Here is a 24,193-nt window from a genome sequence, read left to right as displayed (position 1 = left end):
CTAGGGGGAATCGTGCTCAACCGGATATTGCGGACATTCCTGCGTCCGTACTGGCGAGCGCTCGCCGCGGTGGTGGTGCTGCAGCTCGCGGGCACCATCGCGTCGTTGTACCTGCCGAGCCTCAACGCGGACATCATCGACCACGGTGTCGCCACCGGCGACACCGGTTACATCCTCTCCGCGGGCGGGTGGATGCTGGCGGTGACGCTGCTGCAGATCGCCTGTTCCGTCGCGGCGGTGTACTTCGGCGCGCGCAGCGCGGCCGGTTTCGGGCGCGACGTGCGCGCCGCCGTTTTCCACCGCGTCGGCGGGTTTTCCGCGCGCGAGGTGGCGCAGTTCGGGGCGCCGTCGCTGATCACGCGCACCACCAACGACGTGCAGCAGGTGCAGCTGATCGTGGTGCTGGGCTGCACGATCCTGATAGTGGCGCCGATCATGTGCGTCGGCGGCATCGTGCTCGCGCTGCGGCAGGACGTCGGGCTGTCCTGGCTGCTGCTGGTCGCGGTGCCGGTGCTGCTGGCCGCCATCGGGCTCGTGGTGTGGCGCATGGTGCCGCAGTTCCGGCTCATGCAGACCCGCATCGACCGCGTCAACCGCGTGCTGCGGGAACAGCTTTCCGGCATCCGCGTGGTGCGGGCGTTCGTGCGCGAGCGGGACGAGGTGCGCCGGTTCGCCGTCGCCAACGACGAGCTGACCGTCACCGCGCTGCGCGTCGGCCGCCTGCAGGCGGTCATCTTCCCGACGGTGCTGCTGGTGATGAACGCCAGCAGCGTCGCCGTGCTGTGGTTCGGCGCGCACCGCGTGGCGAGCGGCGAGATGCAGATCGGGGCGCTGACGGCGTTCCTGAACTACCTGATCCAGATCCTCATGTCGGTCACCATGGCCACTTTCATCGCGACGCTGGTCCCGCGCGCGTCCGTGTGCGCCGAGCGCATCGCCGAGGTGCTGGACACCGAGTCGTCGGTGCGGCCGCCGCTGCGCCCGGTGCGGGAGGTCACCGAGCGCGGCGCCGTCGAGTTCCAGGGGGTCGAATTCCGCTACCCGGGCGCGGACGCCCCGGTGCTGCGGGACATCGCGTTCCGTGCCGAGGCCGGGAAGACCACCGCGATCATCGGCAGCACCGGCGCCGGCAAGACCACGCTGCTGTCGCTGGTGCCGCGGCTGTTCGACGCGACGGCAGGCCGCGTCCTGGTCGACGGCGTCGACGTGCGGGAACTCGACCCGGACGTGCTGTGGAGCCGGATCGGGCTGGTGCCGCAGCGGCCGTACCTGTTCACCGGCACCGTGGCGAGCAACCTGCGCTACGGGAAACCGGACGCCACCGACGAAGAACTGTGGGAGGCGCTGGAGATCGCGCAGGCGCGGGAGTTCGTGTCGGAGATGCCCGGCGGACTGGACGCCCCGATCGCGCAGGGCGGCACGAACGTCTCCGGCGGGCAGCGGCAGCGGCTCGCGATCGCGCGGGCGCTGGTGCGCAAACCCGAGGTGTACCTGTTCGACGACTCGTTCTCGGCGCTCGACCTCGCCACCGACGCCCGGCTGCGCGCCGCGCTGGCCCCGCACACCGCGGAGGCGGCGGTGATCGTGGTGGCGCAACGGGTTTCCACGATCGTCGGCGCCGACCAGATCGTGGTGCTGGAGAACGGGGAGATCGTCGGGCTGGGCACGCACGCGGAGCTGCTGCGCGACTGCCCCACCTACCTCGAAATCGTGGAGTCCCAGCTCACCGCGGAGGAAGCGGCGTGACCAGACCAGGTTTTCCCGGCGCTCCCGCCGGGCCGGTGCAGAAGCCGAAGAGCTTCGGCGAGGGCGCCCGGCGCCTGATGGGCAGGCTGCGCCCGGAGCGGCTCACGCTCGCGTTCGTGGTCGCGTGCGGCGTCGCGAGCGTCGCGTTCACCGTGGTGGGGCCGAAGATTCTCGGTCACGCCACCGACATCATCTTCGGCGGTTTCGTCTCCAGCCGCCTGCCCGCCGGCACCACCGCCGAGCAGGCGATCGCGGCGGCGCGGGCGGAGGGCAACACCAACCTCGCCGACATGCTCGCCAGGATGGACGTGGTGCCGGGCGCCGGCATCGACTTCGCCGCACTCGGCCGCGTGCTGACCTGGGTGCTGGTGCTGTACGTGGCCGCGTCGGTGTTCGGCTGGCTGCAGGGCCACCTGCTCAACGGCGCCGTGCAGCGCGTGGTGTACCGGCTGCGCGAGGACGTCGAGGCGAAGCTGCACCGGTTGCCGTTGCGCTACTTCGACGGGCAGCCGCGCGGGGAGCTGCTGTCCCGCGTCACCAACGACATCGACAACATCGCGCTGACGCTGCAGCAGACCCTGAGCCAGCTGCTCACGTCGCTGCTGTCGCTGATCGGCGTGCTGGTGATGATGTTCGTGGTGTCGCCGCTGCTCGCGGTGATCGCGTTGCTGGTGGTGCCCGCGTCGATCGTGCTGACCAGGGTGATCGGGAAGCGTTCGCAGAAGCTGTTCGTGGCGCAGTGGAAGCACACCGGCGCTCTCAACGCGCACATCGAGGAGGCGTTCAGCGGGCACGAGCTGGTCACGGTGTTCGGCCGCCGCCGCGAGGTGGAGCAGGAGTTCGGGCGCCGCAACGCCGACCTCTACCGGGCGGGCATGGGCGCGCAGTTCATCTCCGGGATCATCATGCCCGCGATGATGTTCCTGTCGAACGTCAGCTACGTCGTGCTGGCGGTCGTCGGCGGGCTGCGGGTCGCGACGGGGACGATGACGCTCGGCGACGTGCAGGCGTTCCTGCAGTACTCGCGCCAGTTCACGCAGCCGCTGACCCAGGCGGCGTCGCTGGCGAACCTGCTGCAGTCCGGCGTCGCCTCCGCCGAGCGGGTCTTCGAGCTGCTCGACGCGGCCGAGCAGGAGCCGGACACCGCGTCCCCGGCGGTGCCGGAGCGGCGCCGGGGCCGGGTGGAGTTCGAGCACGTGTTCTTCTCCTACGACCCGGAACGGCCGCTCATCGAGGACCTGTCGCTGGTCGCCGAGCCGGGCCAGACGGTGGCGATCGTCGGGCCGACCGGGGCCGGCAAGACCACGCTGGTGAACCTGATCATGCGGTTCTACGAGCTGGACGCCGGGCGGATCACGCTCGACGGCGTGGACATCACCGCGATGACCCGCGACGACCTGCGCGGTCAGACCGGCATGGTGCTGCAGGACACCTGGCTGTTCAACGGCACCATCCGGGACAACATCGCCTACGGCAACCCGTCGGCGACACCGGAGCAGGTGGAGGCGGCCGCGCGGGCCACGTTCGTCGACCGGTTCGTGCGCAGCCTGCCCGACGGCTACGACACGGTGATCGACGACGAGGGCACCAACCTCAGCGCGGGGGAGAAGCAGCTGGTGACGATCGCGCGGGCGTTCCTCGCCGACCCGTCGCTGCTGATCCTCGACGAGGCCACCAGTTCGGTCGACACCCGCACCGAGGCGCTGCTGCAGCAGGCGATGGCGGCGCTGCGCACGGACCGCACGTCGTTCGTGATCGCGCACCGCCTGTCCACGATCCGCGACGCCGACCTCATCCTGGTGATGGAGTCGGGGCGGATCGTGGAGCAGGGCACGCACGAGGAGCTGCTCGCCGCGGGCGGCGCCTACAACCGGCTGTACTCGGCGCAGTTCCGCAGCCCGGTGGAGGCGGCGACCTGACGGGCAGGGCGGCCTCGTCCCGCGAGGAGGCCGCCCGCCACCGCGGCGGCGGTCACGACGGCGCCGAACGCGGTCGCGCCGGTGGCGAGACCGGTGGCGTCGCTGAGGAACCCGGCGGCGAGCGGCAGGACCGCCGCGGGCACGTAGCCGCCGACGTTCTGCGCCGCGGTCGCCTCGGCGAGCCGGTTCGCCGGGACGCTCGCGTTGATCAGGGTGAGGCCGCCGAACTGGCCCATGCCCTGACCGGCCCCGGCGAGCACCGCGGCGACCGCGAGCAGGGCAGGCGACGACGTCTGCAGTGAGACGACCAGCGCGACCATGCCTGCCGTGGTGGAGGCGGCGCCGGCGAGCAGGATCGCCCGCACCGGCAGGCCTCGCACCGCGAACTGGACGCCCGTCGCGCCGAGGAACATGACGAACGCGAGTGCGCCGGCGACGATCCGGTTGGTGGTGCCCAGCAGCTCGGTGAGGACGGACGGGCCCAGCGAGAGCACGAACGACGTGGCCGTGATGCCCGGCGCGAACACGGCGATGCCGCGCAGGACCGCGCTCCGCCCGCCGGGGTGGACCTGCGGGATCCGGATCCAGGTGCGGGTCGTGCTCACCGGGCGGGGCAGCGGCAGCCGGGCGACGACGACCGCGGCGGAGACGAGCAGGACGATCTCGGCGAGGAAGATCGTCACGGTCGGCCCCGGCAGCGTTTCCGACGCGACACCGGCCAGCAGTGGCCCGAGACCCGCGCCGAGGACCATCGCGGTCGACGACGCCAGCGCCGCGGTCTTGCCCTGTCCCGGGGCGACGTCGTGCACCACGGCCATGCCCGCGGAGACGGCGGCGCCCACCGCGACCCCGGTGAGGAACCGCGCGACCGCCAGCACGAGCACCGAACCGGCCGTCGCGAAGAGGACGCACGCCACGATGCCCAGCGCGAGCGCGGGCAGCAGGACCGGTTTGCGCCCGATCCGGTCCGAGACCACACCCGCGATCAGGAGCGCGGCGAGCAGGCCCGCGATGTAGCAGGCGAAGACGACCGTCAGGACGCCTGCGGAGAAGCCGAGTTCGCGCTGCCACAGCACGTAGAGCGGGGTCGGCGCGTTGGACAGGACGAACACGGCGAGGACCGGCCAGGCGGCGAGCCAGGCGGTGCGTTTCACGATCTCCTCCTAGTTCGAGTTTTGTCGTACTAGTTGGAAGATAGTCGAACTAGACGCTAGTACGATATTATTCGAACTGTGACGGAGGAGACGTTGCCGCAGCCGGCCCGGGAGGACCTGCGCCTGGAGGTGGTGCTGTCCGCGCTCAGCGACCCGCTGCGGCTTGGGATGGTGCGGAAGCTGCTGCTGGAGTCGCCGGGCGTGCCGCGCTCGTGCGGCTGGTTCGGGATCGACCGCCCGAAGTCGACGCTGACGCACCACTTCAAGCTGCTCCGCGAGGCCGGGGTGACGACCCAGCGGCAGTACGGGCTGGAGCGCCGCAGCGAGGTGCGCGTCGCCGACCTCGACGCGCGGTTCCCGGGCCTGCTCGACCTGGTGCGGAACTGGGAACCGCCTACAGCATCAGCTTGAACCCGAGGTGGGTGGCCTCGAAGCCGAGCCGCTCGTAGAAGCGGTGCGCGCGGGTGCGGGAGGCGTCGGAGGTGAACTGCACCAGCGCGCAGCCCCGCCGCCGGGACTCCTCGACCGCCCACTCCATCAGCCTGGCCCCGAGCCCACCGCCGCGCTGGTCGGACCGCACCCGCACGCCCTCGACCAGCGCCCGCGTCGCGCCGCGGCGGGACAGGCCCGGGATGAACGTCAGCTGCAGCGTGCCCACCACGTCGCCGTCCCGCTCCGCGACCGCCAGCAGCTGGCCGGGGTCGGCGTCGATCGCCTCGAACGCCCGCAGGTAGGCCGGGTCGCCGGGCGCCTCCCGCCGCGCGCCGAGGTCGTCGTCGGCCAGCATCGCCACGATCTCCTCGACATCGGAGCGCCGGGCACGTCTAATGTGGATCTCACTCACGACAGTCGAGTATGGCACCGGCGCCGAAGGAGGAGTCCCCTTGACCACGCTCCGCTCCAGCACCGTCGCGGACATCCTCCGGCGCAGCGCGGCGCGCTGGCCCGCTCGCGTCGCGCTGAAGTTCGCCGACCGTACCTGGACCTACGCCGAACTCGACGCCGCCGTCACCCGCGCCGCCGCGCACCTGCTCGGCCTCGGGCTGGCCAAGGGCGACCGGGTCGCCGCGTACGGCAAGAACTCCGACGCCTACCTGATCGGCTTCCTCGCGTGCGCCCGCGCCGGGCTCGTGCACGTGCCCGTCAACTACAACCTGACCGGCGACGAGCTGGCCTACCTGGTCGAGCAGTCCGGCAGCCGCGTCGCGCTCGCCGACCCCGCGCTGGCGGGCAACCTGCCGCCGCTGGAGCAGGTGGTGCCGCTGCGCGACGCCGAGGGTGCGCTGGTCGCGCTGTCCGGCGAGGCGCCCGCGCTGGACGTCGACGTGGCCGACGGCGACCTCGTGCAGCTGCTGTACACGTCCGGCACGACGTCCCGGCCCAAGGGTGCGATGATGACCCACCGCGCGCTGGTGCACGAGTACCTCTCGTGCATCACCGGCCTCGACCTCACCGCGGACGACGACCCGCTGCACGTCATGCCGCTCTACCACTCGGCGCAGATGCACGTGTTCCTCGTCCCGTGGCTGGCCGTCGGCGCGACGAACACGCTCCTGGAAACGCCGGATCCGACGGACATCCTGCGCCGCCTGGCCGAGGACCGGCACGGCGCGTTCTTCGCCGCGCCGACGCTGTGGGTCGCGCTGGCCAACCACCCCGACTTCGGCTCCCGGGACCTGAGTGCGCTGCGCAAGGCGTACTACGGCGCGTCGATCATGCCGGGGCCGGTGCTCGACCGCCTCCGGGAAGCCATGCCGGAGCTGGGTTTCTACAACTGCTTCGGGCAGTCCGAGATCGGCCCGCTGGCGACGATCCTGCGCCCCGAGGATCACGCCGAGCGCCCCGACTCGGCCGGCCGCCCGGTGCTGTTCGTCGAACTGCGCGTGGTCGACGCCGAGGGCAACGACGTGGCGCCGGGCGAGTCCGGGGAATGCGTCTACCGGAGCCCGCAGCTTTGCGAGGGGTACTGGGACAAGCCCGAGGAGACGGCGGAAGCCTTCCACGGCGGCTGGTTCCACTCCGGCGACCTGGTGCGGATCGACGAGGAGGGCTACATCTACGTCGTCGACCGCATCAAGGACGTGATCAACACCGGCGGTGTGCTGGTGGCGTCCCGCGAGGTCGAGGACGCGCTCTACACGCACCCGGCGGTGGCCGAAGCCGCGGTGATCGGCGTCCCCGACGAGAAGTGGATCGAAGCGATCACCGCGGTCGTGGTGTCCAAAGAGGACGTCGCGCCGGAGGAACTGATCGCCCACGTCCGGGAACGGCTGTCCGCGTTCAAGGTGCCGAAGGCGATCCGGTTCGTCCCGGACCTCCCGCGCAACGCCTCGGGCAAGATCCTCAAGCGCGAGCTGCGGGAGCAGTTCTCCTGAACTCGTCGCCGATCAGGCTGTCCACGCTGTCGTCGCCGCCGGGAAGGGACGCGTCGCGCATCGCCTTCGCGGCGGCGGCGTCGGTGGTCTCCGGCGGCACGACCAGCAGCGTCAGGCGGCGCATGCCCGGGCCGACGAGGGTGACGGTGCCGGGGCGCTGCGACCGGAACCCGTCCAGCCGCACCGTGCGCCCGCCGGTGGCGAGCTTGGGGCCTGCGGGGTTCCAGCCGTCCAAGTGGTAGGTCGACCGCTCGACGGCGCCGAGCCGGGCCGTCAGCGCGGCGAGCAGCGCGGGCAACTCGGCGGACAGGTCGCGGGACCTGGGCCACCACGCGCCGTCGACCTGCCCGGTGGCAGGCGCCTCCGGCTTGAGCGTCATGCGCAGACCCGGCCCGGATTGCTGGGGGGTGGTGGTGGATGTGGGTGAACCCGACGTCATGTCGGCGCTCCCGTCCCCGGCCGGAAGAGCGGCCGGTGTGGTGCCGGGAAGTCCCGGCACCACCGACACTACACGGTCCCGGCCCGCAGCGGCGCGCCCGTTTCGTGCAGGTGCCGCAACACTTCGCGGTAGGACCGCACCAGACCGGTCTCGCTGTAGGAGATCCCGTGCGCGGCGCAGAACCGCCGCACGATGGGCTGCGCGTGCCGCAGGTGCGGCCGGGGCATGCTGGGGAACAGGTGGTGCTCGATCTGGTAGTTCAGCCCGCCGAGCAGGAAGTCGGTGAACCAGCCGCCGCGGACGTTGCGCGACGTCAGCACCTGCTTGCGCAGGAAGTCCGGCGACTCGCCGGTCATCGTCGGCATGCCCTTGTGGTTCGGGGCGAACGAGCATCCCATGTAGACACCCCACAGCGCCTGGTGCACCACGACGAACAACACGGCGATGCCGGGCGACAGGACGAGGAACACAGCGGCGAGGTACCCCACGGTGTGGGCGACCAGCAGCGCGCCTTCGAGGCGCCGGGCCCTGGTCTCACCCCGCCACACCGAACGAATGCCGGAGGCGTGCAGGTTCCTCGTGCATGCCGATCAGGCCGCCGCGCAGCGTCCCCAGCGTGTCGTCGGGGCGGCGCGTCCGGAAGATCTCAGCAACTGCCACCAGTTGTCGCCGAGGAGGCGAAGGCGGTCCGGGCGCCCGCGGCGCGGATCTCGCGCGACAGGGCGGCGTAGTCGCTGCCGGTTCCGGACGAAGTGGGCGCCGTGGCGCCGGTCAGCGGCGGCGGGCCGGGGTGGACGACGGCGCCGCGAAGCGGACGTGCCGCGCGGGGGTCACGTCGACCTCGCCCGCGGTCCGGGTGGGTTCCTCGGCCAGGGGGTGGCTGAACAGGACGGGCGCGGCCGCGTCCGGGGTACGGGTCTGACGGGTGGTCTGCATCAAGGTGAGCTCCTGAAAAGGGGTGGCCGGCGCCGTCTGGCGCGGCAGCCAGGTGGTGAGGACGTCCGGCCCGGGAAACAGCCCGTGACCGGCGGAGTCGATGGCAGCGGGGGGCGAGCGTCAGCATCGCGGCAGGTTCACCGTTCCGGTGCTCCTCGCAACCGGCGTCGACGGCGACCGAACCCGCCCGCTGCCACCCACCCTACGCGAAGTCGCGCCCGGGCGCCCCTGCGACCCGCTCAGGCCACCGAGTAGCGGCGCACCCCGTCCTCGACGAGCAGGGCCAGCTTGCCCTGGTGGACCAGCAGGTCGAGGTGCGCGGCGGTCTCCAGGACGGCCAGCATCCGGTTGAACACGTCCAGCTCGTCCAGCTTGCGCTGCCGCCGCGTCCAGCCCAGCCGCAGCGCCGACTCGTACGCGGTCGCGGCACCGTCCACAATGGTCGTCGCGATGACGTCGAGCCGCTGGGCGTGGTGGTCCAGCAGTTCGTCGACCCTGGCGTGCACGCTGTCGGACACCGGGCCGTGCGCGGGCAGCATCCGCCGGTCCGGCATGCCCCGCACCAGGCGCAGCGAGTCCAGGAAGTCGCGCAACGGCATCTCCGCCACCGCGGGCTGGAAACCGATCGACGGCGTGATGTGCGGTAGCACGTGGTCGCCGGTGAACATCAGCCCCGCCGCGCCGTCGTCGAACACGACGTGCCCGGCCGTGTGCCCCGGCGTGTGCACGACGTCGAGCTGCCTGCCGGGAAGCACGACGCGGCGGCCCGGCGTGAGCCACTCGTCGGGCTGCTCCCAGATCGACGCCTCCGTGTTGCGGCCGTGGATCTCGAACACCCGCACCAGTTCGTCGGCCACCGGATCCGCGCCGCACATGCGCAGCGACCGGATCTGCCCGATGAGCGGCACCACGTCCGGGTCCGCCGTCATGCGCAACGACGGCTCCTCCAGCGAGCCCAGCGCGATCCGCCCGCCGAACTCCCGCCGCAGCGCGACCGCCTGCGTGTAGTGGTCGCGGTGCACGTGGGTGACCAGGAACTGGCTCACGTCACCGAGTTCGGCGCCCAGCCCCTTGAGCGCGGCGGCGAGTTGCTCGCGCGCCTCGTCCAGCGCCCAGCCGGAATCGATGAGCACCAGCTCGGAACCCTCGGTGAGGGCGTAGACGTTGACGGCCCGCAGCCCGTCGTTGGGCAGCGGCAACGGGATCCGGTGCACGCCCGGTGCCACGGTGTACAGGCCGGGCTCGCTCCACTCGGCGCTGCCTTCCGGAGTTGCTTCCACGAGACCTCATCGTCCTTTCCGACCGGGAAATTTCACTTTGGAACTTCCCGGGTGGAAAGTCCACCTGCCGTGGTTGAGACCCACGTCACCCCGGGCGCAGCGCGGTGTCCAGGGTCAGCGCCGCGGCGATCACCAGGCTCGCCAGCGGATCCGTGAGCTGCGCGAACACCTCCACGACGTAGTCGCGGCCGTCCCCCTCCGCCGAGCGCGCCACTTCCCGGCCGGCGGCGTCGGTGATGCTGAACTCACGCGGCCGCCGGTGCTCCAGCACCCCGGCCGGGCGGCCGTGGGCCGACAGCGTGAACCGGTCCGGCCCGTCGGGCGCGATCCCGCCGATCGGCGTGCCGTCCGCGCGCGTCACCAGAAAGCGCGAGTCGTGTGCCCGCACTTTCAGCACGACACTTCCGCCGGAGTCGCGGACGGCGAAACAGTTCGGGCGGAAGCGGGCGGATCCGGTGAGCGCCCACAACGTTTTCCGGAACGCGCCGTGATCGGTTTCCGCGACGGTTCCCAGCGGTCGCCCGTGCTGGTCCCGCACGCCGGGCCCTGCCGCCCCGGCACGGTGGCTGACCACCAGGAAGGGCTCGGTGAACAGGGTGCCACCGCCCGCGTGCCGCGAACCGCTCGTCATGCCCGTCAAGGTTAGCCAGCGGAAATCAAGAACGGGAGACGACCGGGGAATTGCGGAGAAATGTCCGGTTGACCGGATTTTCCGACATCGACACCTTTCCGCTATTCCTCCCGGCGCCATTTTCCGGGCCGCCCGCGGGGCCGGGGGCGCGACCGGCCGGGCGGCCTTGGAGAATCGGGGTGTGAGCGAACACGTCTGGCCACCCGGTGCGGCCACCGCGGTGGGATCGATGCCCGGCGCCGACCCGGCGGAGGCGGCCGCCGTCGTCTTCGGCGAGCTGCCCGACTTCCCGCACCTGCCGGAGCTGCCTGCCCGCGGCGTCGGGGCGGACCTGATCGGCCGGACCGCCGCGATGCTGGTGGACCTCGCGATCGAGGTCGTGCCCAGCGGTTACCGGGTCGCGGCGCGCCCGGGGCACGACCACCGGCGCGCGGTGGACCTGCTGCGCTGGGACCTCGACGCGGTCACCGAGGCGGGTGCCGCGCCCGTGATCAAGACGCAGCTGGCCGGGCCGTGGGCGCTGGCCGCCGGCATCGAGCTGCCGCGCGGGCACCGCGTGCTCACCGACCGCGGCGCGGTGCGCGAGTTCACCGAATCGGCGCTGGAGGGGCTCGCCGCGCACGTCGGCGAGCTCAAGGCGCGCACCGGCGCGGAGGTCGTGGTCCAGTTCGACGAGCCGACCCTGCCCGCCGTGCTCGCCGGTTCGCTGCCGACCCCGTCGGGCTACGGCACCGTCCCTGCGGTCCCTGAACCGGAGGCGCGGGAACTGCTGAGCCGCGTGATCGAGCGGGCCGGCGAGCTGACCGGGCAGCCGGTCGTCGTGCACTGCTGCGCCGCGCGGCCGCCGGTCGGCCTCCTGCACGCCGCGGGCGCGGGTGCGCTGGCGATCGACGCGACGCTGCTCGGCGGAGCGCCCTCGACCCTGCTCGACGAGCTGGGGGAGGCCTGGGACAGCGGGACCGTGCTGTTCCTCGGCCTGGTGCCTGCGCTGGAACCGGCCCGGCGACCCGCGTTGCGGGAGCTGGCGCAGCCCGCGCTGGCGCTGGCCGACCGGCTCGGGTTCAACCGCTCGACGCTGGCCGAGCGCGCGGTGCCGACGCCGACGTGCGGCTTCGCCGGGGCGACCGCGGACTGGGTGCGCCGCGCCCTGAAGCTGACCACGGATCTGGGCAAAGCGTTCGTGGAGCCGCCGGAAGGCTGGTAGGACCTACCCGATGCGATGGTTTCGACGACGGCGTCCAGAGGACGAGCTGCCCGACCCGCGCACGGCGTGGCCGGAGCAGGCGGTGCCGGACGACCCGGTGGCCGCCGCGGAGCGCTTCTGGCGCCGCTGGCCGGAGATGCTGCCGGAGATCAGCGCGGCGCTGGGCGACCGCGAGCCGCAGCGCGTCGAGGGCGAGCTGGCCGCTGCCGTCGCCGAGCTGCACCCGGACCTGCACGTGTCACTCGAACGAGGGCAGCGGGCCATCTACGCGCTCGTGGTGAGCGGCCAGGAGGACCCGGCGCTGCGGCCGTTCACCGACGCGTGGAAGGCCGCCGCGCCGCCCGAGGACGCGATCTGGGAGTACCACGACTCGGTGCCGCCGGTGCCCGATCCGACGGGCGTGACGGTGAACCTCGGGACGCGGTCGGTCGCGCTGGCCGACGTCCGGGTCGCCGCGCAGGTGGACGAGGCCGAGGGGGTGGTCGACGTCGCGGTCCACCACCCGCTGCTGGGTGAACTCGACCCGGCCGCGCGGTCGGCGATGACGTTCCTGCCGCTGGACGCAACGCTCGGCGAACGCCTCGCGGCGGAACGGTTACGCAGGGTGGAGACGGCCGAGGCCGAGCCCGCCGGCGCCATCACGCTCCTCGAACTGCGTGACCTGGTCCGTGGTCTGGACGAGGAACGCCCGGAAACTGTCGGTGGTGCTGACTAAGCTGACGGACTGTGAGTGAGACTCCAGCCGCACAGGACGTCACCGAGGTCCCCGCCGAGGTCCGCGATCGCCACGGCGCGCTCGCGGAAGAGGTGCGCGGGCACCAGTTCCGGTACTACGTGCTGGACTCGCCGGTCATCAGCGACGGCGAGTTCGACGCGCTGCTCAAGGAGCTGGAGCGGCTGGAGTCGGAGTACCCGGGCCTGGCGACGCCGGATTCGCCGACCCAGAACGTCGGCGGCACGTTCTCCACCGACTTCGTCGCGGTCGACCACCTCGAACGCATGATGAGCCTGGACAACGTCTTCGACGAGGAGGAGTTGCGGGCGTGGGTCGACCGGGTGGAGCGCGAGGTCGGCGGGTCCACCCAGTACCTGTGCGAGCTCAAGATCGACGGGCTGGCCATCAACCTGCTGTACGAGAAGGGGCGGCTGGTCCGCGGGCTCACCCGCGGCGACGGTCGGACGGGTGAGGACGTCACGCTCAACGTCCGCACGCTCGAGCAGGTGCCGGAGACGCTGACCGGCACCGACGAGTACCCGGTGCCCGACCTGGTCGAGGTGCGCGGCGAGGTGTTCTTCCGGGTCGAGGACTTCGCGGAGCTCAACGCCCGGCTGGTCGAGGCTGGCAAGCCGCCGTTCGCGAACCCGCGCAACACCGCGGCCGGGTCGTTGCGGCAGAAGGACCCGAAGGTCACGCGCAGCCGCAAGCTGCGGCTGATCTGCCACGGGCTCGGCAAGCGCGAGGGTTTCGAGCCTGCCCGGCAGTCGGAGGCCTACGAGGCGCTGGCGGCGTGGGGGCTGCCGGTGTCCAGCCACACGAAGGTCGTCGAGAAGGCGTCCGAGCTGCTGGACCACATCCGGTACTGGGGCGAGCACCGGCACGACGCCGAGCACGAGATCGACGGCATCGTGGTGAAGGTCGACCAGGTGTCGCTGCAGCGGCGGCTGGGCAGCACGTCCCGCGCGCCGCGCTGGGCCATCGCCTACAAGTACCCGCCGGAGGAGGCGACCACCCGGCTGCTGGACATCCAGGTCAACGTGGGCCGCACCGGGCGGGTCACGCCGTTCGCGGTGATGGAGCCGGTGAAGGTGGCCGGGTCGACGGTGGCGATGGCGACGCTGCACAACGCGCAGGAGGTCAAGCGCAAGGGCGTGCTGATCGGCGACCGCGTGGTGATCCGCAAGGCGGGCGACGTGATCCCCGAGGTGCTCGGCCCGGTGGTCGACGTGCGCACCGGCGACGAGCGCGAGTTCATCATGCCCACGTTCTGCCCGGAGTGCGGCACGAAGCTGGCGCACCAGAAGGAGGGCGACGTCGACATCCGCTGCCCCAACGCGCGGTCGTGTCCCGCGCAGCTGCGGGAGCGGTTGTTCCACCTGGCCGGGCGTGGCGCGTTCGACATCGAGATGCTCGGCTACGAGGCCGCGACGGCGCTGCTGGAGTCCGGGGTGGTCGTCGACGAGGGCGACATCTTCGACCTGGACGAGGAGAAGCTGGGGCGGGTCGAGCTGTTCCGCACCAAGGCGGGGGAGCTGTCCGCGAACGGGCGCAAGCTGCTGGCCAACCTGGACAGCGCGAAGGACCGTCCACTGTGGCGGGTGCTGGTGGCGTTGTCGATCCGGCACGTCGGCCCGACCGCGGCGCAGGCGCTGGCCCGGGAGTTCGGCTCGCTGGAGGCGATCGAGAACGCCGACGAGGCCGCGATGGCCGATGTGGACGGTGTCGGCCCGACGATCGCCGGGGCGTTGCGGGAGTGGTTCGCCGTCGACTGGCACCGCGAGGTGGTGGAGAAGTGGCGCCGCGCCGGGGTCCGGATGGCGGAGGAGCGCGACGAGTCGGTGCCGCGCACGCTGGAAGGCCTGTCGATCGTGGTGACCGGTTCGCTGAACACGTTCTCGCGCGACGAGGCCAAGGAGGCGATCATGTCGCGCGGCGGCAAGGCCGCGGGCTCGGTGTCGAAGAAGACGGCGTTCGTCGTGGTCGGCGACGCGCCGGGCTCCAAGTACGACAAGGCGGTGCAGCTGAAGGTCCCGATCCTCGACGAGGGCGGTTTCCAGGTGCTGCTGGACCGCGGCCCCGAGGCCGCCGCCGAGGTGGCACTGCCGACGGAGGAGCCGGCTGGTGAGTGAGGTGTCGGCTCGCGCGCCGCGGCCGGAGGGGTGGGTCCGCTGTGGTGGCGGGGCTGACGGAGGAGCCGACCGGTGAGTGAGGTGTCCGTTCGCGCGCGGCGGCGGGAGGGTGCCGCTGTGGTGGCGGGGCCGACCGGCGCGTGCGTGGTGTGGCGGGCGAGCGGAGTGTCCGGCCGAGCGGTGCGGCCAGGGCGCGCCCCCGGGGCGGCGCCGACCAGGGCGACCGCGGTGCGGCTGATGGGTGAGGTGCCGGCTCGCGCGCCGTGGCCGGAGGGCTCCGCTGCGGTGGCGGGGCTGACCGGGGCGTGCGTGGTGCGGCTGGCGAGCGGAGTGTCCGGCCGAGCGGTGCGGCCAGGGCGCGCTCCTGGGATGGCGCGGGTGAGCGCGCCCGTGGTGTGGCCGGTGGAACCCGTTGCGGGGCCGGCCGTTGTGCCCGTGGTGATCTCAGCCGGAGGTGGCCGATGAGCGAGGTGTCCGTCCGACCGGCCCGCCCCGAGGAGTACGCGGCCATCGGCGAGTTGACCGCCTCCGCCTACCTCGCGGACGGCCTGATCACCGCCGACGACGACTACGTCCGCGAACTGGCCGACGCCGCCCACCGCGCCGAACACGCCGAACTCCTGGTCGCCACGGACGACGACGGCCTGCTCGGCTCGGTCACGATCGTCCACCCGGGAACGCACTACGCCGAAATCGCCCGCGACGGTGAGCTGGAGTTCCGCATGCTGGCCACCGCACCCGCCGCCCGGGGCCGCGGCGTCGGCGAGGCCCTCACGCGAGCAGTGCTCGACCGGGCGCGTGCCCTCGGCGCCCGCGCCGTGGTGATGTCCAGCCTGGACACCATGAAGACAGCGCACCGCCTCTACACCCGGCTCGGTTTCATCCGCCTGCCGGAACGGGATTGGGAGCCGTTGCCGGGCCTGTGGTTGCGGGCTTTCCGGCTGCTCCTGTAGGGGGCAGTGACGCCGGGGGCGTTCGCACCAGGGTCGTGGTGCTGGCGAGGGTGAGGCGCGCTGCCTGACTCTGCAGCGGGTGGGTTTCAGTCGCGGTCGGGGTTGGGGACCATTGCCGGGCCTGTGGTTGCGGCTTTCCGGCTGCTCCTGTGAGGGGGCACTGACGCCGGGGGCGTTCGCACCAGGGTTGTGGTGCTGGCGGGGGTGAGGCGCTGCCTGGCTCTGCGGCGGTGGGTTTCAGTCGCGGTCGGGGTTGGGAACCGCTGCCGGGCCTGTGGTTGCGCGCCTTCCGGCTGCTCCTGTGACGCGCCGGTTCACCTTCACCGGCGGGTGAACTCAGCCCCGCCGCATCGCCTCCACCCCCGGCTCGGCTCAGCCGGCGGGCTCGGGAGCCGCCGCTGGGGCCGGGGCCTCACCAGCAGCAATCGCGGCGGTCCGCTGCTCGATCGCGGCCGTCCGGTCCTCGATCGCGTGCACCACCGCCGCCATGTCCTCCGCGCCGTGGCCCAGCCGCAGCGTCTCCCCGTACAGCTCGTGGCACACGTCCAGCAGCGGCGACGCCAGCTCCGCCCCGCGAGCCGCCTCCGCGACCAGCTGGTTGTTCTTCAGCACGTCCGCGATCGCCGCCTGCACCCCGAAATCCCGGGCCACCAGCTTCGCCACCTTCACCCGGGACACGTCGCTCGCCATCGGGCCCGCGTTCAGCACCTCCACGAACCTCGCCAAGTCCAGGCCCTGCCGCTCCGCGAAGTGCGTCGCCTCGGCCAGGCCCGTCACCATCGTGATCAGGTACAGGTTCACCGCGAGCTTCATCAGCAACGCGCCCGGCACCGGCCCGCACTCCACCACCTGACGGCACACCGGCGCCAGCAACGGCCCCACCTCGGCCACCGCCCCCGGCTCGCCCGCCAGCATCGCCACCAGCTGCCCCGCCTCGGCCGGCTTCCGCGACCCCGACACCGGCGCCTCGACGTACCGGCCACCTGCCGCGGCGACATCGGCCGCCAGCCCACGCGAGTACTCCGGCGACGTCGTCCCCATGTGCACGACGATCCGCCCGCCGACGTTCGCCGCGAACCCGCTCCCGCCGCGGCCCAGCACGGCATCCACCGCCGCGCCGTCGGCGAGCATCAGGAACACCACGTCCGCCCGCCGGCACACCTCCGCCGCGCTCCCGGCGACCGCCGCCCCCGCCGCGCGCAGCACCTCGGCCTTCGCGGCGGTCCGGTTCCACACCACGAGCGGCGCGCCCGCGCGGACGAGGTTCAGCGCCATCGGCGTGCCCATCGTGCCCAGCCCCAGGAAACCCAGCTCCATCCCAGCACACTAGCGCGCGACTATGACACTTGTCATGAGCCGGTCAGGTGCCCGATCAGTTCGATCAGCTGCCGCCGGAAGGCCGCGTCGTCGCCGAGGGCGCCGATCACCGACGAGTCCTCCCGCGCGATCTGCTCCGAAGTGGCCAGCACCTCTTCGCCCGCGGGGGTGAGCCGCGCCAGGGAGCGGCGGCCGTCGAGCGGATCGGGCACGCGCGTGACGTACCCGGATCTGGACAGCCGGTCCAGGGTGCGGCTCATCGTCTGGTCCGTCACCTGGCACCGGCGGGCCAGCGCGCGCTGCGACAACGGCCCGCCGCGCAGCGTGTGCAACGCGATCAGCCCGGCGTGCGACAGCCCGAGCGTCTCCAGCCGCGCCGTCCACCGCTGCTCGACCAGTCGCGCCGCCGCGGACAGCAACCGCCCGGTGGGCCAGGAGGCCATCCCTTCCGCACCCTCGAGCGATGTCCGATTTGCCGGGCCTTCCTCTGCGGGCAACCGCACCTCCCGGTAATGTTCAGCCTGCTGAACAACTCTCCGATCCCTAGGACTGTATTAGCCCATGAGGACCGCACGCTGGCTCGTCCCCGCCCTGCTCGTCGTCGCCTGGCTGGCGCTCGGGGGCTTCGGCGGCCCCTACGCGGGCAAGCTGAGCGACGTCGCCACCAACGACAACTCCGCCTTCCTCCCGGCGTCCGCCGAATCCACCCGCGCGCTGAACGAGCAGCGCACCTTCAGCACCGACCAGACCCTCCCGGCGATCGTCGTCGCCGAGCGCACCAGCGGCGTCACGCCCCAGGACAACGCCTTCCTCGCCGAGGCGGCGGCCCGCATCCAGGCCGTCCCCGGCGTCACGCAGGTCGCGAGCCCGCAGCCGTCCCAGGACGGCCAGGCCCTCGAACTCACCGTCTCCGTCCTGGTCGGCGGCGAACCCGGCGAGGTCGTCGAGCAGATCCGCGCCGAACTCCGCCAGGCGCCGCCGGGGCTGACCGTCCTCGTCGCCGGACCGGCCGCGCAGATCGCCGACCTCGTCACCGCATTCGGCGGCATCGACGGCCTGCTCCTGCTGGTCGCCGGGATCGTCGTGGCGCTCATCCTCGTCGTGGTCTACCGCAGCCCGCTGCTGCCCGTCGTCGTGCTGCTCTCCGCCGTCTTCGCGCTCGGGCTGGCCAGCCTGGTCGTCTACCTGCTCGCCGACCACGACGTCCTCACCCTCAACGGGCAGAGCCAGGGCATCCTGTTCATCCTCGTCTTCGGCGCGGCCACCGACTACGCGCTCCTCCTGGTCTCCCGGTTCCGCGAACAACTCCGCGACACCGAGAGCCGCTACGAAGCCGTCAAACTGGCCTGGCGCGCCACCTTGCCGCCGATCGCCGCCTCGGCCGGGACCGTCGTGCTCGGCGTGCTCTGCCTGCTGTTCTCCGACCTGCAGTCCAACCGCGGCCTCGGCCCGGTCGCCGCGATCGGCATCGCCGCCGCGTTCGCAGCCTCCGTCACGTTCCTGCCCGCCGCGCTCGCCCTGCTCGGCCGGGCCGCGTTCTGGCCCGTCCGGCCCAAGCTCGGCTCGCCGCACCCGGAGTCGCGCGGCATCTGGGGCCGGATCGCCAAGGCCGTCGCGGCCAAACCGCGGGCGATCTGGATCGGCACCACCGTCCTGCTGCTGGCGGGCGCCGCGTTCGTCCCACAGCTCAAGGCGGGCGGCGTCGCGCAGTCCGACCTGTTCCTCACCCCGGTCGACTCGGTCGCCGGCCAGGAGGTGCTGGTCAAGCACTTCCCCGGCGGGTCCGGCTCGCCGACCACGATCATCGCCAACGCGGGCCAGGGCGAGGCCGTCGCGCAGGCCGCGCGGGTGGACGGGGTGGCGCAGGTCGCCGCGGTTCCCAACGTGGTCGACGGCCGCGTCCAGGTCGTCGCGATCCTCACCGACGCCGCCGACTCGGAAGCCGCGCTCGACACCGTCGGCCGCATCCGGGAGGCCGTGCACGCGGTGCCCGGCGCGGACGCCGTCGTCGGCGGCACCACCGCCACCCAGCTGGACACGCAGGAGACCTCCGAGCGGGACCGGGCGGTGATCATCCCGATCGTCCTCGTGGTGATCTTCGCGGTGCTCGCGCTGCTGCTGCGGGCCCTGCTCGCGCCACTGCTGCTGATCGCGACCGTCGTGCTGTCCTTCGCCGCCACCATGGGCGTGTCCGCGGTGGTGTTCAACCACCTGCTGGACTTCCCCGGCGCGGACCCGGCGGTGCCGCTGTTCGGGTTCGTCTTCCTGGTGGCGCTCGGGATCGACTACAACATCTTCCTGATGACCCGGGTGCGCGAGGAGGCCCTCCGCACGAACACGCACGAGGGCACGTTGCGCGGGCTCACGCTCACCGGCGGCGTGATCACCTCGGCCGGGGTGGTGCTCGCCGCCACCTTTGCGGCGCTGGCGGTCATCCCGATCCTGTTCCTGGCCCAGATCGCGTTCATCGTCGCGTTCGGCGTCCTGCTCGACACCCTGATCGTGCGGTCGCTGCTGGTGCCGGCCCTGACGCTGGACGTCGGGCGGCGGATCTGGTGGCCGTCGAAGGTGCCGTGATCAGCCGTCGAGCACGACGGCGACGATCCCGGCCAGGTGCGCGAGGCGCGCGACCTCGGCGGCCCGGAACATCGGGCCGCCGGGGCGGCCGACGAGCAGCGCCTTGTCCGGCTTGCCCAGCGGCGTCGCGGCCAGCTCGGTGCCCAGCTCCTGCCAGGTTTCCGGCACCCAGGAGTCCTCGGAGTCCAGGATCGTGGCGCGCTCCAGCGGCAGCCACGGCAGATCGGTGATCGGCGCCTCGGGCGCCGCGCTGGAGGAGGCCAGCCGGTCCACGCCCGGCTCGCTGACCGACACCACGATCGCCCAGCCCGCCCGGATGATCCGCGGCACGCCCTCGACCAGCACCGACAGCCCGGACGCCGGCTGCGCGGCGATCTCCTCGACCAGTTCCAGTTCGCGATGGGTGTCCAGCACGCCGGCGTACGGCCGCACCGCGTCGACCTCGACGCCCTCCACGCTCTCCGCCGCGGTGATCACGGCGTCCGGCAGCCTGCCGGAGGGCAGTTCCACGACCATGTCGTCGATCGCGACGCCGCCGCCGCGCTCGACCACGTCCACCGAGAGGATGTCCGCCCCGATCATGCCGAGAGCCGTCGCGACCGCTCCGAGGGTTCCTGGCGTGTCCGGGAGCTGCACCCGGATCAGGAAGGACAACGTGAACCCCTCTCGGGTCCGGCGCTCCCGCCTCGCCGGGGAGCGCAACCGGCCGCTGATTGTGACAGACGAAGGCCGTCACGGGGAGCCATCGTCTGCCTACCGAGACCGGATCGCGAGCCCGCCGTGCACAACCCGGTCGAGGTCGCAAGGCCCGCCGCCATAGACTTGTGACTCACCGAAACACCGATCCGCACACCCCGGGAGTCACCCGCGTGCCCAACATTTCCCGCGACGAGGTCGCGCACCTGGCCAAGCTCGCCAGGCTCGCGGTCACCGACGACGAGCTGAACGTTTTCGCAGGTCAGCTCGACCAGATCCTGGACGCGGTCGCCAAGGTCAGCGAGGTCGCCGCCGACGACGTGCCGCCGACCTCGCACGCCGTGCCGCTCACGAACGTCTTCCGCGAGGACGTGGTCCGGCCCGGGCTCACTCAGCAGCAGGCGCTGGCCGGTGCGCCGGCCGCCGAAGAGGGCCGCTTCCGGGTGCCGCGGATCCTGGGGGAGGAACAGTGACCGACCTAACACGGCTGTCGGCCGCCGAGCTGGCCGAGAAGATCCATGCGCGCGAGGTGTCGGCCGCGGAGGTCACGCAGGCGCACCTGGACCGCATCGGCGAGGTCGACGACCACGTCCACGCGTTCCTCAACGTCGACGCCGAGGGCGCGCTCGCGGCGGCCCGTGAGGTCGACGCCGCGCTGGCCGACGGCCAGGCCCCGGCCTCGCCGATCGCCGGTGTCCCGCTCGCCCTCAAGGACGTGCTGACCACCCAGGGCCTGCCCACCACCTGCGGCTCGAAGAGCCTGGAGAACTGGATCCCGCCGTACGACTCGACGGTCACGCGCAAGCTGCGCGAGGCGGGCGTGCCGATCCTGGGCAAGACCAACATGGACGAGTTCGCGATGGGCTCCTCCACCGAGAACTCCGCGTTCGGCCCGACGCACAACCCGTGGGACCACGCCCGCATCCCGGGCGGCTCCGGCGGTGGCTCCGCCGCGTCGCTGGCCGCCTTCGAGGCGCCGCTGGCGATCGGCACCGACACCGGCGGCTCGATCCGCCAGCCGGGCGCGGTCACCGGCACGGTCGGCGTGAAGCCGACCTACGGCGGGGTGTCCCGCTACGGGCTGGTGGCGTTCTCGTCCTCGCTCGACCAGGCCGGGCCGTGCGCCCGCACCGTGCTGGACGCCGCGCTGCTGCACGAGGTCATCGGCGGGTGGGACCCGCTCGACTCGACCTCGATCAACGCGCCGGTGCCGCCGGTCGTCGCCGCCGCCCGCGAGGGCCTGCGCGGTGACCTCAAGGGCGTCAAGGTCGGCGTGGTCAAGGAGTTCAGCGGCGAGGGCTACCAGGCCGGCGTGCAGCGCTCGTTCGAGGGCGCGGTCGAGCAGCTCACGGCGCTCGGCGCCGAGGTCGTCGAGGTGTCCTGCCCGAACTTCGTCTACGCGCTGCCGGCGTACTACCTGATCGCGCCGAGCGAGGCGTCGTCGAACCTGGCCCGGTTCGACGCCATGCGCTACGGCCTGCGGGTCGCCGACGACGGTTCGCACAGCGCCGAAGAGGTCATGTCGGCCACCCGCGAGGCCGGTTTCGGCGCCGAGGTCAAGCGCCGCATCATGCTCGGCACGTACGCGCTGTCCTCCGGCTACTACGACGCCTACTACGGCTCGGCGCAGAAGGTGCGGACGCTCATCTCCCGCGACTTCGCGGCCGCGTTCGAGAAGGTGGATGTGCTGGTCTCGCCGACCACCCCGACCACCGCGTTCAAGATCGGCGAGCGGGTCGACGACCCGATGGCCATGTACCTCGCCGACCTGTGCACGATCCCGGCCAACCTGGCGGGCAACGCCGCCATGAGCGTGCCCAGTGGACTGTCCGATGAGGACGGGCTGCCGGTCGGCCTGCAGATCATGGCCCCGGCGCTGGCCGACGACCGGCTCTACCGGGTCGGCGCCGCCTACGAGGTCGCGCGCGGGTCGATCATCGACCGGGTTCCGGAGCTGAAGGGAGTCTCGGCGTGACCGCCGTTGCCGAAGTGATGGACTACGCCGAGGTCGTCGAGCGGTTCGACCCGGTGCTCGGGCTCGAGGTCCACGTCGAGCTGAACACCAAGACGAAGATGTTCTGCGGCTGCGCCAACGAGTTCGGCGGCGAGCCCAACACCAACGTGTGCCCGACCTGCCTCGGCCTGCCCGGCGCGCTGCCGGTGCTCAACGGCAAGGGCGTCGAGGGCGCGATCCGCATCGGCCTCGCGCTGAACTGCGAGATCGCCGAGTGGTGCCGGTTCGCCCGGAAGAACTACTTCTACCCGGACATGCCGAAGAACTTCCAGACCTCGCAGTACGACGAGCCGATCGCGTTCAACGGCTACCTGGACGTGACGCTGGACGACGGCGAGGTCGTGCGCGTGGAGATCGAGCGCGCGCACATGGAGGAGGACACCGGCAAGTCGCTGCACGTCGGTGGCGCCACCGGCCGCATTCACGGCGCGGAGCACTCGCTGCTGGACTACAACCGCGCCGGCGTGCCGCTCATCGAGATCGTCACCAAGCCGATCGTCGGCATGGGCGAGCGGGCCCCCGAGGTCGCCCGCGCGTACGTGACCGCGCTGCGGGACCTGCTGCTGGCGCTGGACGTCTCCGACGTGCGGATGGACCAGGGCTCGCTGCGCTGCGACGCGAACGTGTCGCTGATGCCGAAGGGCGCCACCGAGTTCGGCACCCGCACCGAGACCAAGAACGTCAACTCCTTCCGCAGCGTCGAGCGCGCCGTGCGGTACGAGATGACGCGTCAGGCCGCGGTGCTGGTCGCGGGTGGCACGGTCACCCAGGAGACCCGGCACTTCCAGGAGTCCGACGGCACCACCTCGCCGGGCCGCACCAAGGAGACCGCCGAGGACTACCGGTACTTCCCGGAGCCCGACCTGGTCCCGATCGCGCCGTCGCGCGAGTGGGTCGAACAGCTGCGCGGGACGCTGCCGGAGATGCCGGCCGCGCGCCGCAAGCGGATCCAGACCGAGTGGAACCTGTCCGCCGAGGAGCTGCGCGACCTGTTCAACTCGGGCGCGGTCGAGCTGGTCGAGGCGACCGTCGCCGAGGGCGCGAAGCCGAACGACGCCCGCAGCTGGTGGGTGAACTTCCTGGCGCAGGAGGCCAACGCCCGCGAGACCGAGATTGCCGCGCTGCCGATCACCCCGGCGCAGGTCGCTCGTGTGGCGGCGCTGGTCGACGCCGGCGAGCTGACCAACAAGCTCGCGCGTGAGGTCGTCAAGGGCGTGCTGGCTGGTGAGGGCGAGCCGGACGAGGTCGTGGAGAAGCGGGGCCTGAAGGTCGTCTCGGACGACTCGGCGCTGCTCGCCGCGGTGGACGAGGCGCTGGCCGCGCAGCCGGACATCGCGGACAAGATCCGTGGCGGCAAGGTGCAGGCGGCGGGCGCGATCGTCGGCGCGGTCATGAAGGCGACCAAGGGCCAGGCCGACGCCAAGCGCGTCCGCGAGCTGATCATCGAGCGGGTGGGCGCCTGAGGATGCCGTCGAAGGTGTCCGCAGAGCCCGAGCGGTTCTCGCTCGCCCGCGTCAGCTGGCGCGAGTGGACGGCGTTCGGGGCGGGCGTGGTGGCCACGCTCGCCCTGTTCCTGCCGTGGACGAACCTGTCCGCGACGAACCAGGTCGTCGACGAGGCCCTGCGGGAACTGCCGTCCTCCGACGTCGCGCGGGACGCCTGGACCACCGGCTTCCTCGCCTGGTGCGGGCCGTTGCTGCTGCTCCTCGCCGGTGTCGCGGTGGTCGTGTTCGGACAGTTCCGCAAGGTGCGCGTCGCCGGGCTGCCGCACCTGTGGCTGATCTTCGCCGGGGTCGCGCTGTTGTTGATGGTCCTCGGCTGGTTCGCGATGGGCTGGCAGTTCGACGAGGACACGCGCGAGCTGCTCGACGAGGGCGGCATCGGGCTGTACGCCGGGATCGGCCGGTACCTGGGGATGCTCGGTGCGCTGGCCTCGCTGGTGGCGGCTGTGCTGGACGTTCGGGCGCTGCGCCGCCGGGCCTGAGGTTTTCGCTACGCGGGATGAAAAGCAGCCCCTTCCGAACCCGATCTTGAATTGTTCGGTTGCCGAGACACCGCGTCAAGGCGGGAAAGCGTGCCTTGACCCGGTGGCTCGGCAACCGATT

At 72.2% G+C, this 24,193-nt stretch carries 23 protein-coding genes; 13 read left to right on the top strand and 10 right to left on the bottom strand.

What is annotated here, in order from left to right:
• Nucleotides 1-12: 12 nt before the first annotated feature.
• Both ABZ193_RS31220 and ABZ193_RS31215 read left to right on the top strand, forming a co-directional pair.
• Nucleotides 13-1,746, top strand: coding sequence for an ABC transporter ATP-binding protein (locus ABZ193_RS31220; protein WP_354712468.1), 1,734 nt, complete (start codon nt 13-15; stop codon nt 1,744-1,746).
• A 77-nt stretch (nt 1,747-1,823) separates the two neighbouring features.
• The gene (locus tag ABZ193_RS31215) at nt 1,824-3,665 is read left to right on the top strand and encodes an ABC transporter ATP-binding protein (protein WP_354712479.1); all 1,842 of its coding nucleotides are present in this window, start codon (nt 1,824-1,826) and stop codon (nt 3,663-3,665) included.
• Here the strand turns inward: ABZ193_RS31215 and ABZ193_RS31210 are convergent.
• The gene (locus ABZ193_RS31210) at nt 3,611-4,819 is read right to left on the bottom strand and encodes an MFS transporter (protein WP_354712467.1); all 1,209 of its coding nucleotides are present in this window, start codon (nt 4,817-4,819) and stop codon (nt 3,611-3,613) included. The genes ABZ193_RS31215 and ABZ193_RS31210 overlap by 55 nt on opposite strands.
• A 78-nt stretch (nt 4,820-4,897) precedes the next feature.
• Between ABZ193_RS31210 and ABZ193_RS31205 the strand changes: the two genes are divergently transcribed.
• Nucleotides 4,898-5,230, top strand: a complete 333-nt coding sequence (locus ABZ193_RS31205; protein ID WP_354712466.1) for a helix-turn-helix domain-containing protein — start codon at nt 4,898-4,900, stop codon at nt 5,228-5,230.
• Here ABZ193_RS31205 and ABZ193_RS31200 read toward each other — a convergent pair.
• Nucleotides 5,214-5,654 carry a GNAT family N-acetyltransferase gene (locus ABZ193_RS31200; RefSeq protein ID WP_304413092.1) on the bottom strand — a complete coding sequence of 147 codons (441 nt, stop codon included), beginning with the start codon at nt 5,652-5,654 and terminating at the stop codon, nt 5,214-5,216. The two genes, ABZ193_RS31205 and ABZ193_RS31200, sit on opposite strands and share 17 nt — an antisense overlap.
• Before the next feature lie 49 nt (nt 5,655-5,703).
• On the opposite strand from ABZ193_RS31200, the gene ABZ193_RS31195 reads away from it, so the two are divergent.
• Nucleotides 5,704-7,194: an acyl-CoA synthetase gene (locus ABZ193_RS31195; RefSeq protein ID WP_354712465.1), complete on the top strand. Its 1,491-nt coding sequence runs from the start codon at nt 5,704-5,706 to the stop codon at nt 7,192-7,194.
• On the opposite strand, the gene ABZ193_RS31190 is transcribed toward ABZ193_RS31195, so the two are convergent.
• The 5 genes from ABZ193_RS31190 to ABZ193_RS31170 all read right to left on the bottom strand — a co-directional run bounded on the left by ABZ193_RS31190 (nt 7,163) and on the right by ABZ193_RS31170 (nt 10,480).
• The gene (locus ABZ193_RS31190) at nt 7,163-7,573 is read right to left on the bottom strand and encodes a DUF5994 family protein (protein WP_354712464.1); all 411 of its coding nucleotides are present in this window, start codon (nt 7,571-7,573) and stop codon (nt 7,163-7,165) included. The genes ABZ193_RS31195 and ABZ193_RS31190 overlap by 32 nt on opposite strands.
• A gap of 128 nt (nt 7,574-7,701) precedes the next feature.
• A complete protein-coding gene (locus ABZ193_RS31185) occupies nt 7,702-8,181 on the bottom strand; it encodes an acyl-CoA desaturase (protein WP_354712463.1) in 480 nt (159 codons plus the stop codon).
• Between the two features lie 223 nt (nt 8,182-8,404).
• On the bottom strand, nt 8,405-8,569 hold the full coding sequence (locus ABZ193_RS31180; RefSeq protein ID WP_020422753.1) for a hypothetical protein: 165 nt from the start codon (nt 8,567-8,569) through the stop codon (nt 8,405-8,407).
• A gap of 239 nt (nt 8,570-8,808) precedes the next feature.
• Nucleotides 8,809-9,849: an MBL fold metallo-hydrolase gene (locus ABZ193_RS31175; protein ID WP_020422754.1), complete on the bottom strand. Its 1,041-nt coding sequence runs from the start codon at nt 9,847-9,849 to the stop codon at nt 8,809-8,811.
• Nucleotides 9,850-9,934: 85 nt separating this feature from the next.
• The gene (locus tag ABZ193_RS31170) at nt 9,935-10,480 is read right to left on the bottom strand and encodes a hypothetical protein (protein ID WP_020422755.1); all 546 of its coding nucleotides are present in this window, start codon (nt 10,478-10,480) and stop codon (nt 9,935-9,937) included.
• Nucleotides 10,481-10,661: 181 nt separating this feature from the next.
• Between ABZ193_RS31170 and ABZ193_RS31165 the strand changes: the two genes are divergently transcribed.
• From ABZ193_RS31165 to ABZ193_RS31150, 4 genes are all read left to right on the top strand, one after another.
• Entirely contained in the window at nt 10,662-11,684 is a 1,023-nt protein-coding gene (locus tag ABZ193_RS31165) for a methionine synthase (RefSeq protein WP_020422756.1), read from the top strand.
• Between the two features lie 10 nt (nt 11,685-11,694).
• Nucleotides 11,695-12,399: a hypothetical protein gene (locus tag ABZ193_RS31160; RefSeq protein ID WP_027936576.1), complete on the top strand. Its 705-nt coding sequence runs from the start codon at nt 11,695-11,697 to the stop codon at nt 12,397-12,399.
• An 11-nt stretch (nt 12,400-12,410) separates the two neighbouring features.
• Nucleotides 12,411-14,531, top strand: coding sequence for an NAD-dependent DNA ligase LigA (ligA, locus tag ABZ193_RS31155; RefSeq protein WP_354712462.1), 2,121 nt, complete (start codon nt 12,411-12,413; stop codon nt 14,529-14,531).
• Between the two features lie 461 nt (nt 14,532-14,992).
• Nucleotides 14,993-15,484, top strand: coding sequence for a GNAT family N-acetyltransferase (locus ABZ193_RS31150; RefSeq protein ID WP_020421936.1), 492 nt, complete (start codon nt 14,993-14,995; stop codon nt 15,482-15,484).
• 372 nt (nt 15,485-15,856) lie between these two features.
• Here ABZ193_RS31150 and ABZ193_RS31145 read toward each other — a convergent pair whose 3' ends face one another.
• The gene (locus tag ABZ193_RS31145; protein WP_354712461.1) at nt 15,857-16,801 is read right to left on the bottom strand and encodes an NAD(P)-dependent oxidoreductase; all 945 of its coding nucleotides are present in this window, start codon (nt 16,799-16,801) and stop codon (nt 15,857-15,859) included.
• A gap of 32 nt (nt 16,802-16,833) precedes the next feature.
• Nucleotides 16,834-17,244 carry a MarR family transcriptional regulator gene (locus ABZ193_RS31140; RefSeq protein WP_020421938.1) on the bottom strand — a complete coding sequence of 137 codons (411 nt, stop codon included), beginning with the start codon at nt 17,242-17,244 and terminating at the stop codon, nt 16,834-16,836.
• Between the two features lie 118 nt (nt 17,245-17,362).
• On the opposite strand from ABZ193_RS31140, the gene ABZ193_RS31135 reads away from it, so the two are divergent.
• Complete coding sequence (locus tag ABZ193_RS31135) at nt 17,363-19,378, top strand: MMPL family transporter (RefSeq protein WP_354712460.1); 2,016 nt, start codon at nt 17,363-17,365, stop codon at nt 19,376-19,378.
• On the opposite strand, the gene ABZ193_RS31130 is transcribed toward ABZ193_RS31135, so the two are convergent.
• Nucleotides 19,379-20,032 carry an amino acid-binding protein gene (locus tag ABZ193_RS31130; RefSeq protein WP_027931924.1) on the bottom strand — a complete coding sequence of 218 codons (654 nt, stop codon included), beginning with the start codon at nt 20,030-20,032 and terminating at the stop codon, nt 19,379-19,381.
• A gap of 215 nt (nt 20,033-20,247) precedes the next feature.
• Here ABZ193_RS31130 and gatC point away from each other — a divergent pair, with 215 nt between their 5' ends.
• Genes gatC through ABZ193_RS31110 form a run of 4 tightly spaced genes read left to right on the top strand, consistent with a single transcriptional unit; the run spans nt 20,248 to nt 24,072 of the window.
• On the top strand, nt 20,248-20,547 hold the full coding sequence (gene gatC, locus ABZ193_RS31125; RefSeq protein WP_017987443.1) for an Asp-tRNA(Asn)/Glu-tRNA(Gln) amidotransferase subunit GatC: 300 nt from the start codon (nt 20,248-20,250) through the stop codon (nt 20,545-20,547).
• Nucleotides 20,544-22,049: an Asp-tRNA(Asn)/Glu-tRNA(Gln) amidotransferase subunit GatA gene (gene gatA / locus ABZ193_RS31120; protein ID WP_354712459.1), complete on the top strand. Its 1,506-nt coding sequence runs from the start codon at nt 20,544-20,546 to the stop codon at nt 22,047-22,049. Before gatC ends, gatA begins: the two co-directional genes overlap by 4 nt.
• The gene (gene gatB / locus ABZ193_RS31115; RefSeq protein WP_020421942.1) at nt 22,046-23,551 is read left to right on the top strand and encodes an Asp-tRNA(Asn)/Glu-tRNA(Gln) amidotransferase subunit GatB; all 1,506 of its coding nucleotides are present in this window, start codon (nt 22,046-22,048) and stop codon (nt 23,549-23,551) included. The genes gatA and gatB overlap by 4 nt, the downstream gene beginning before the upstream one ends.
• 2 nt (nt 23,552-23,553) lie before the next feature.
• Entirely contained in the window at nt 23,554-24,072 is a 519-nt protein-coding gene (locus tag ABZ193_RS31110) for a hypothetical protein (RefSeq protein WP_354712458.1), read from the top strand.
• Nucleotides 24,073-24,193: the final 121 nt, after the last annotated feature.

This window comes from Amycolatopsis sp. NPDC006125, assembly GCF_040614195.1.
Lineage (GTDB): Bacteria > Actinomycetota > Actinomycetes > Mycobacteriales > Pseudonocardiaceae > Amycolatopsis_E > Amycolatopsis_E tucumanensis.
Note: the sequence above shows the minus strand (reverse complement) of the source record. Positions and strands in the feature narration are given on the sequence as shown.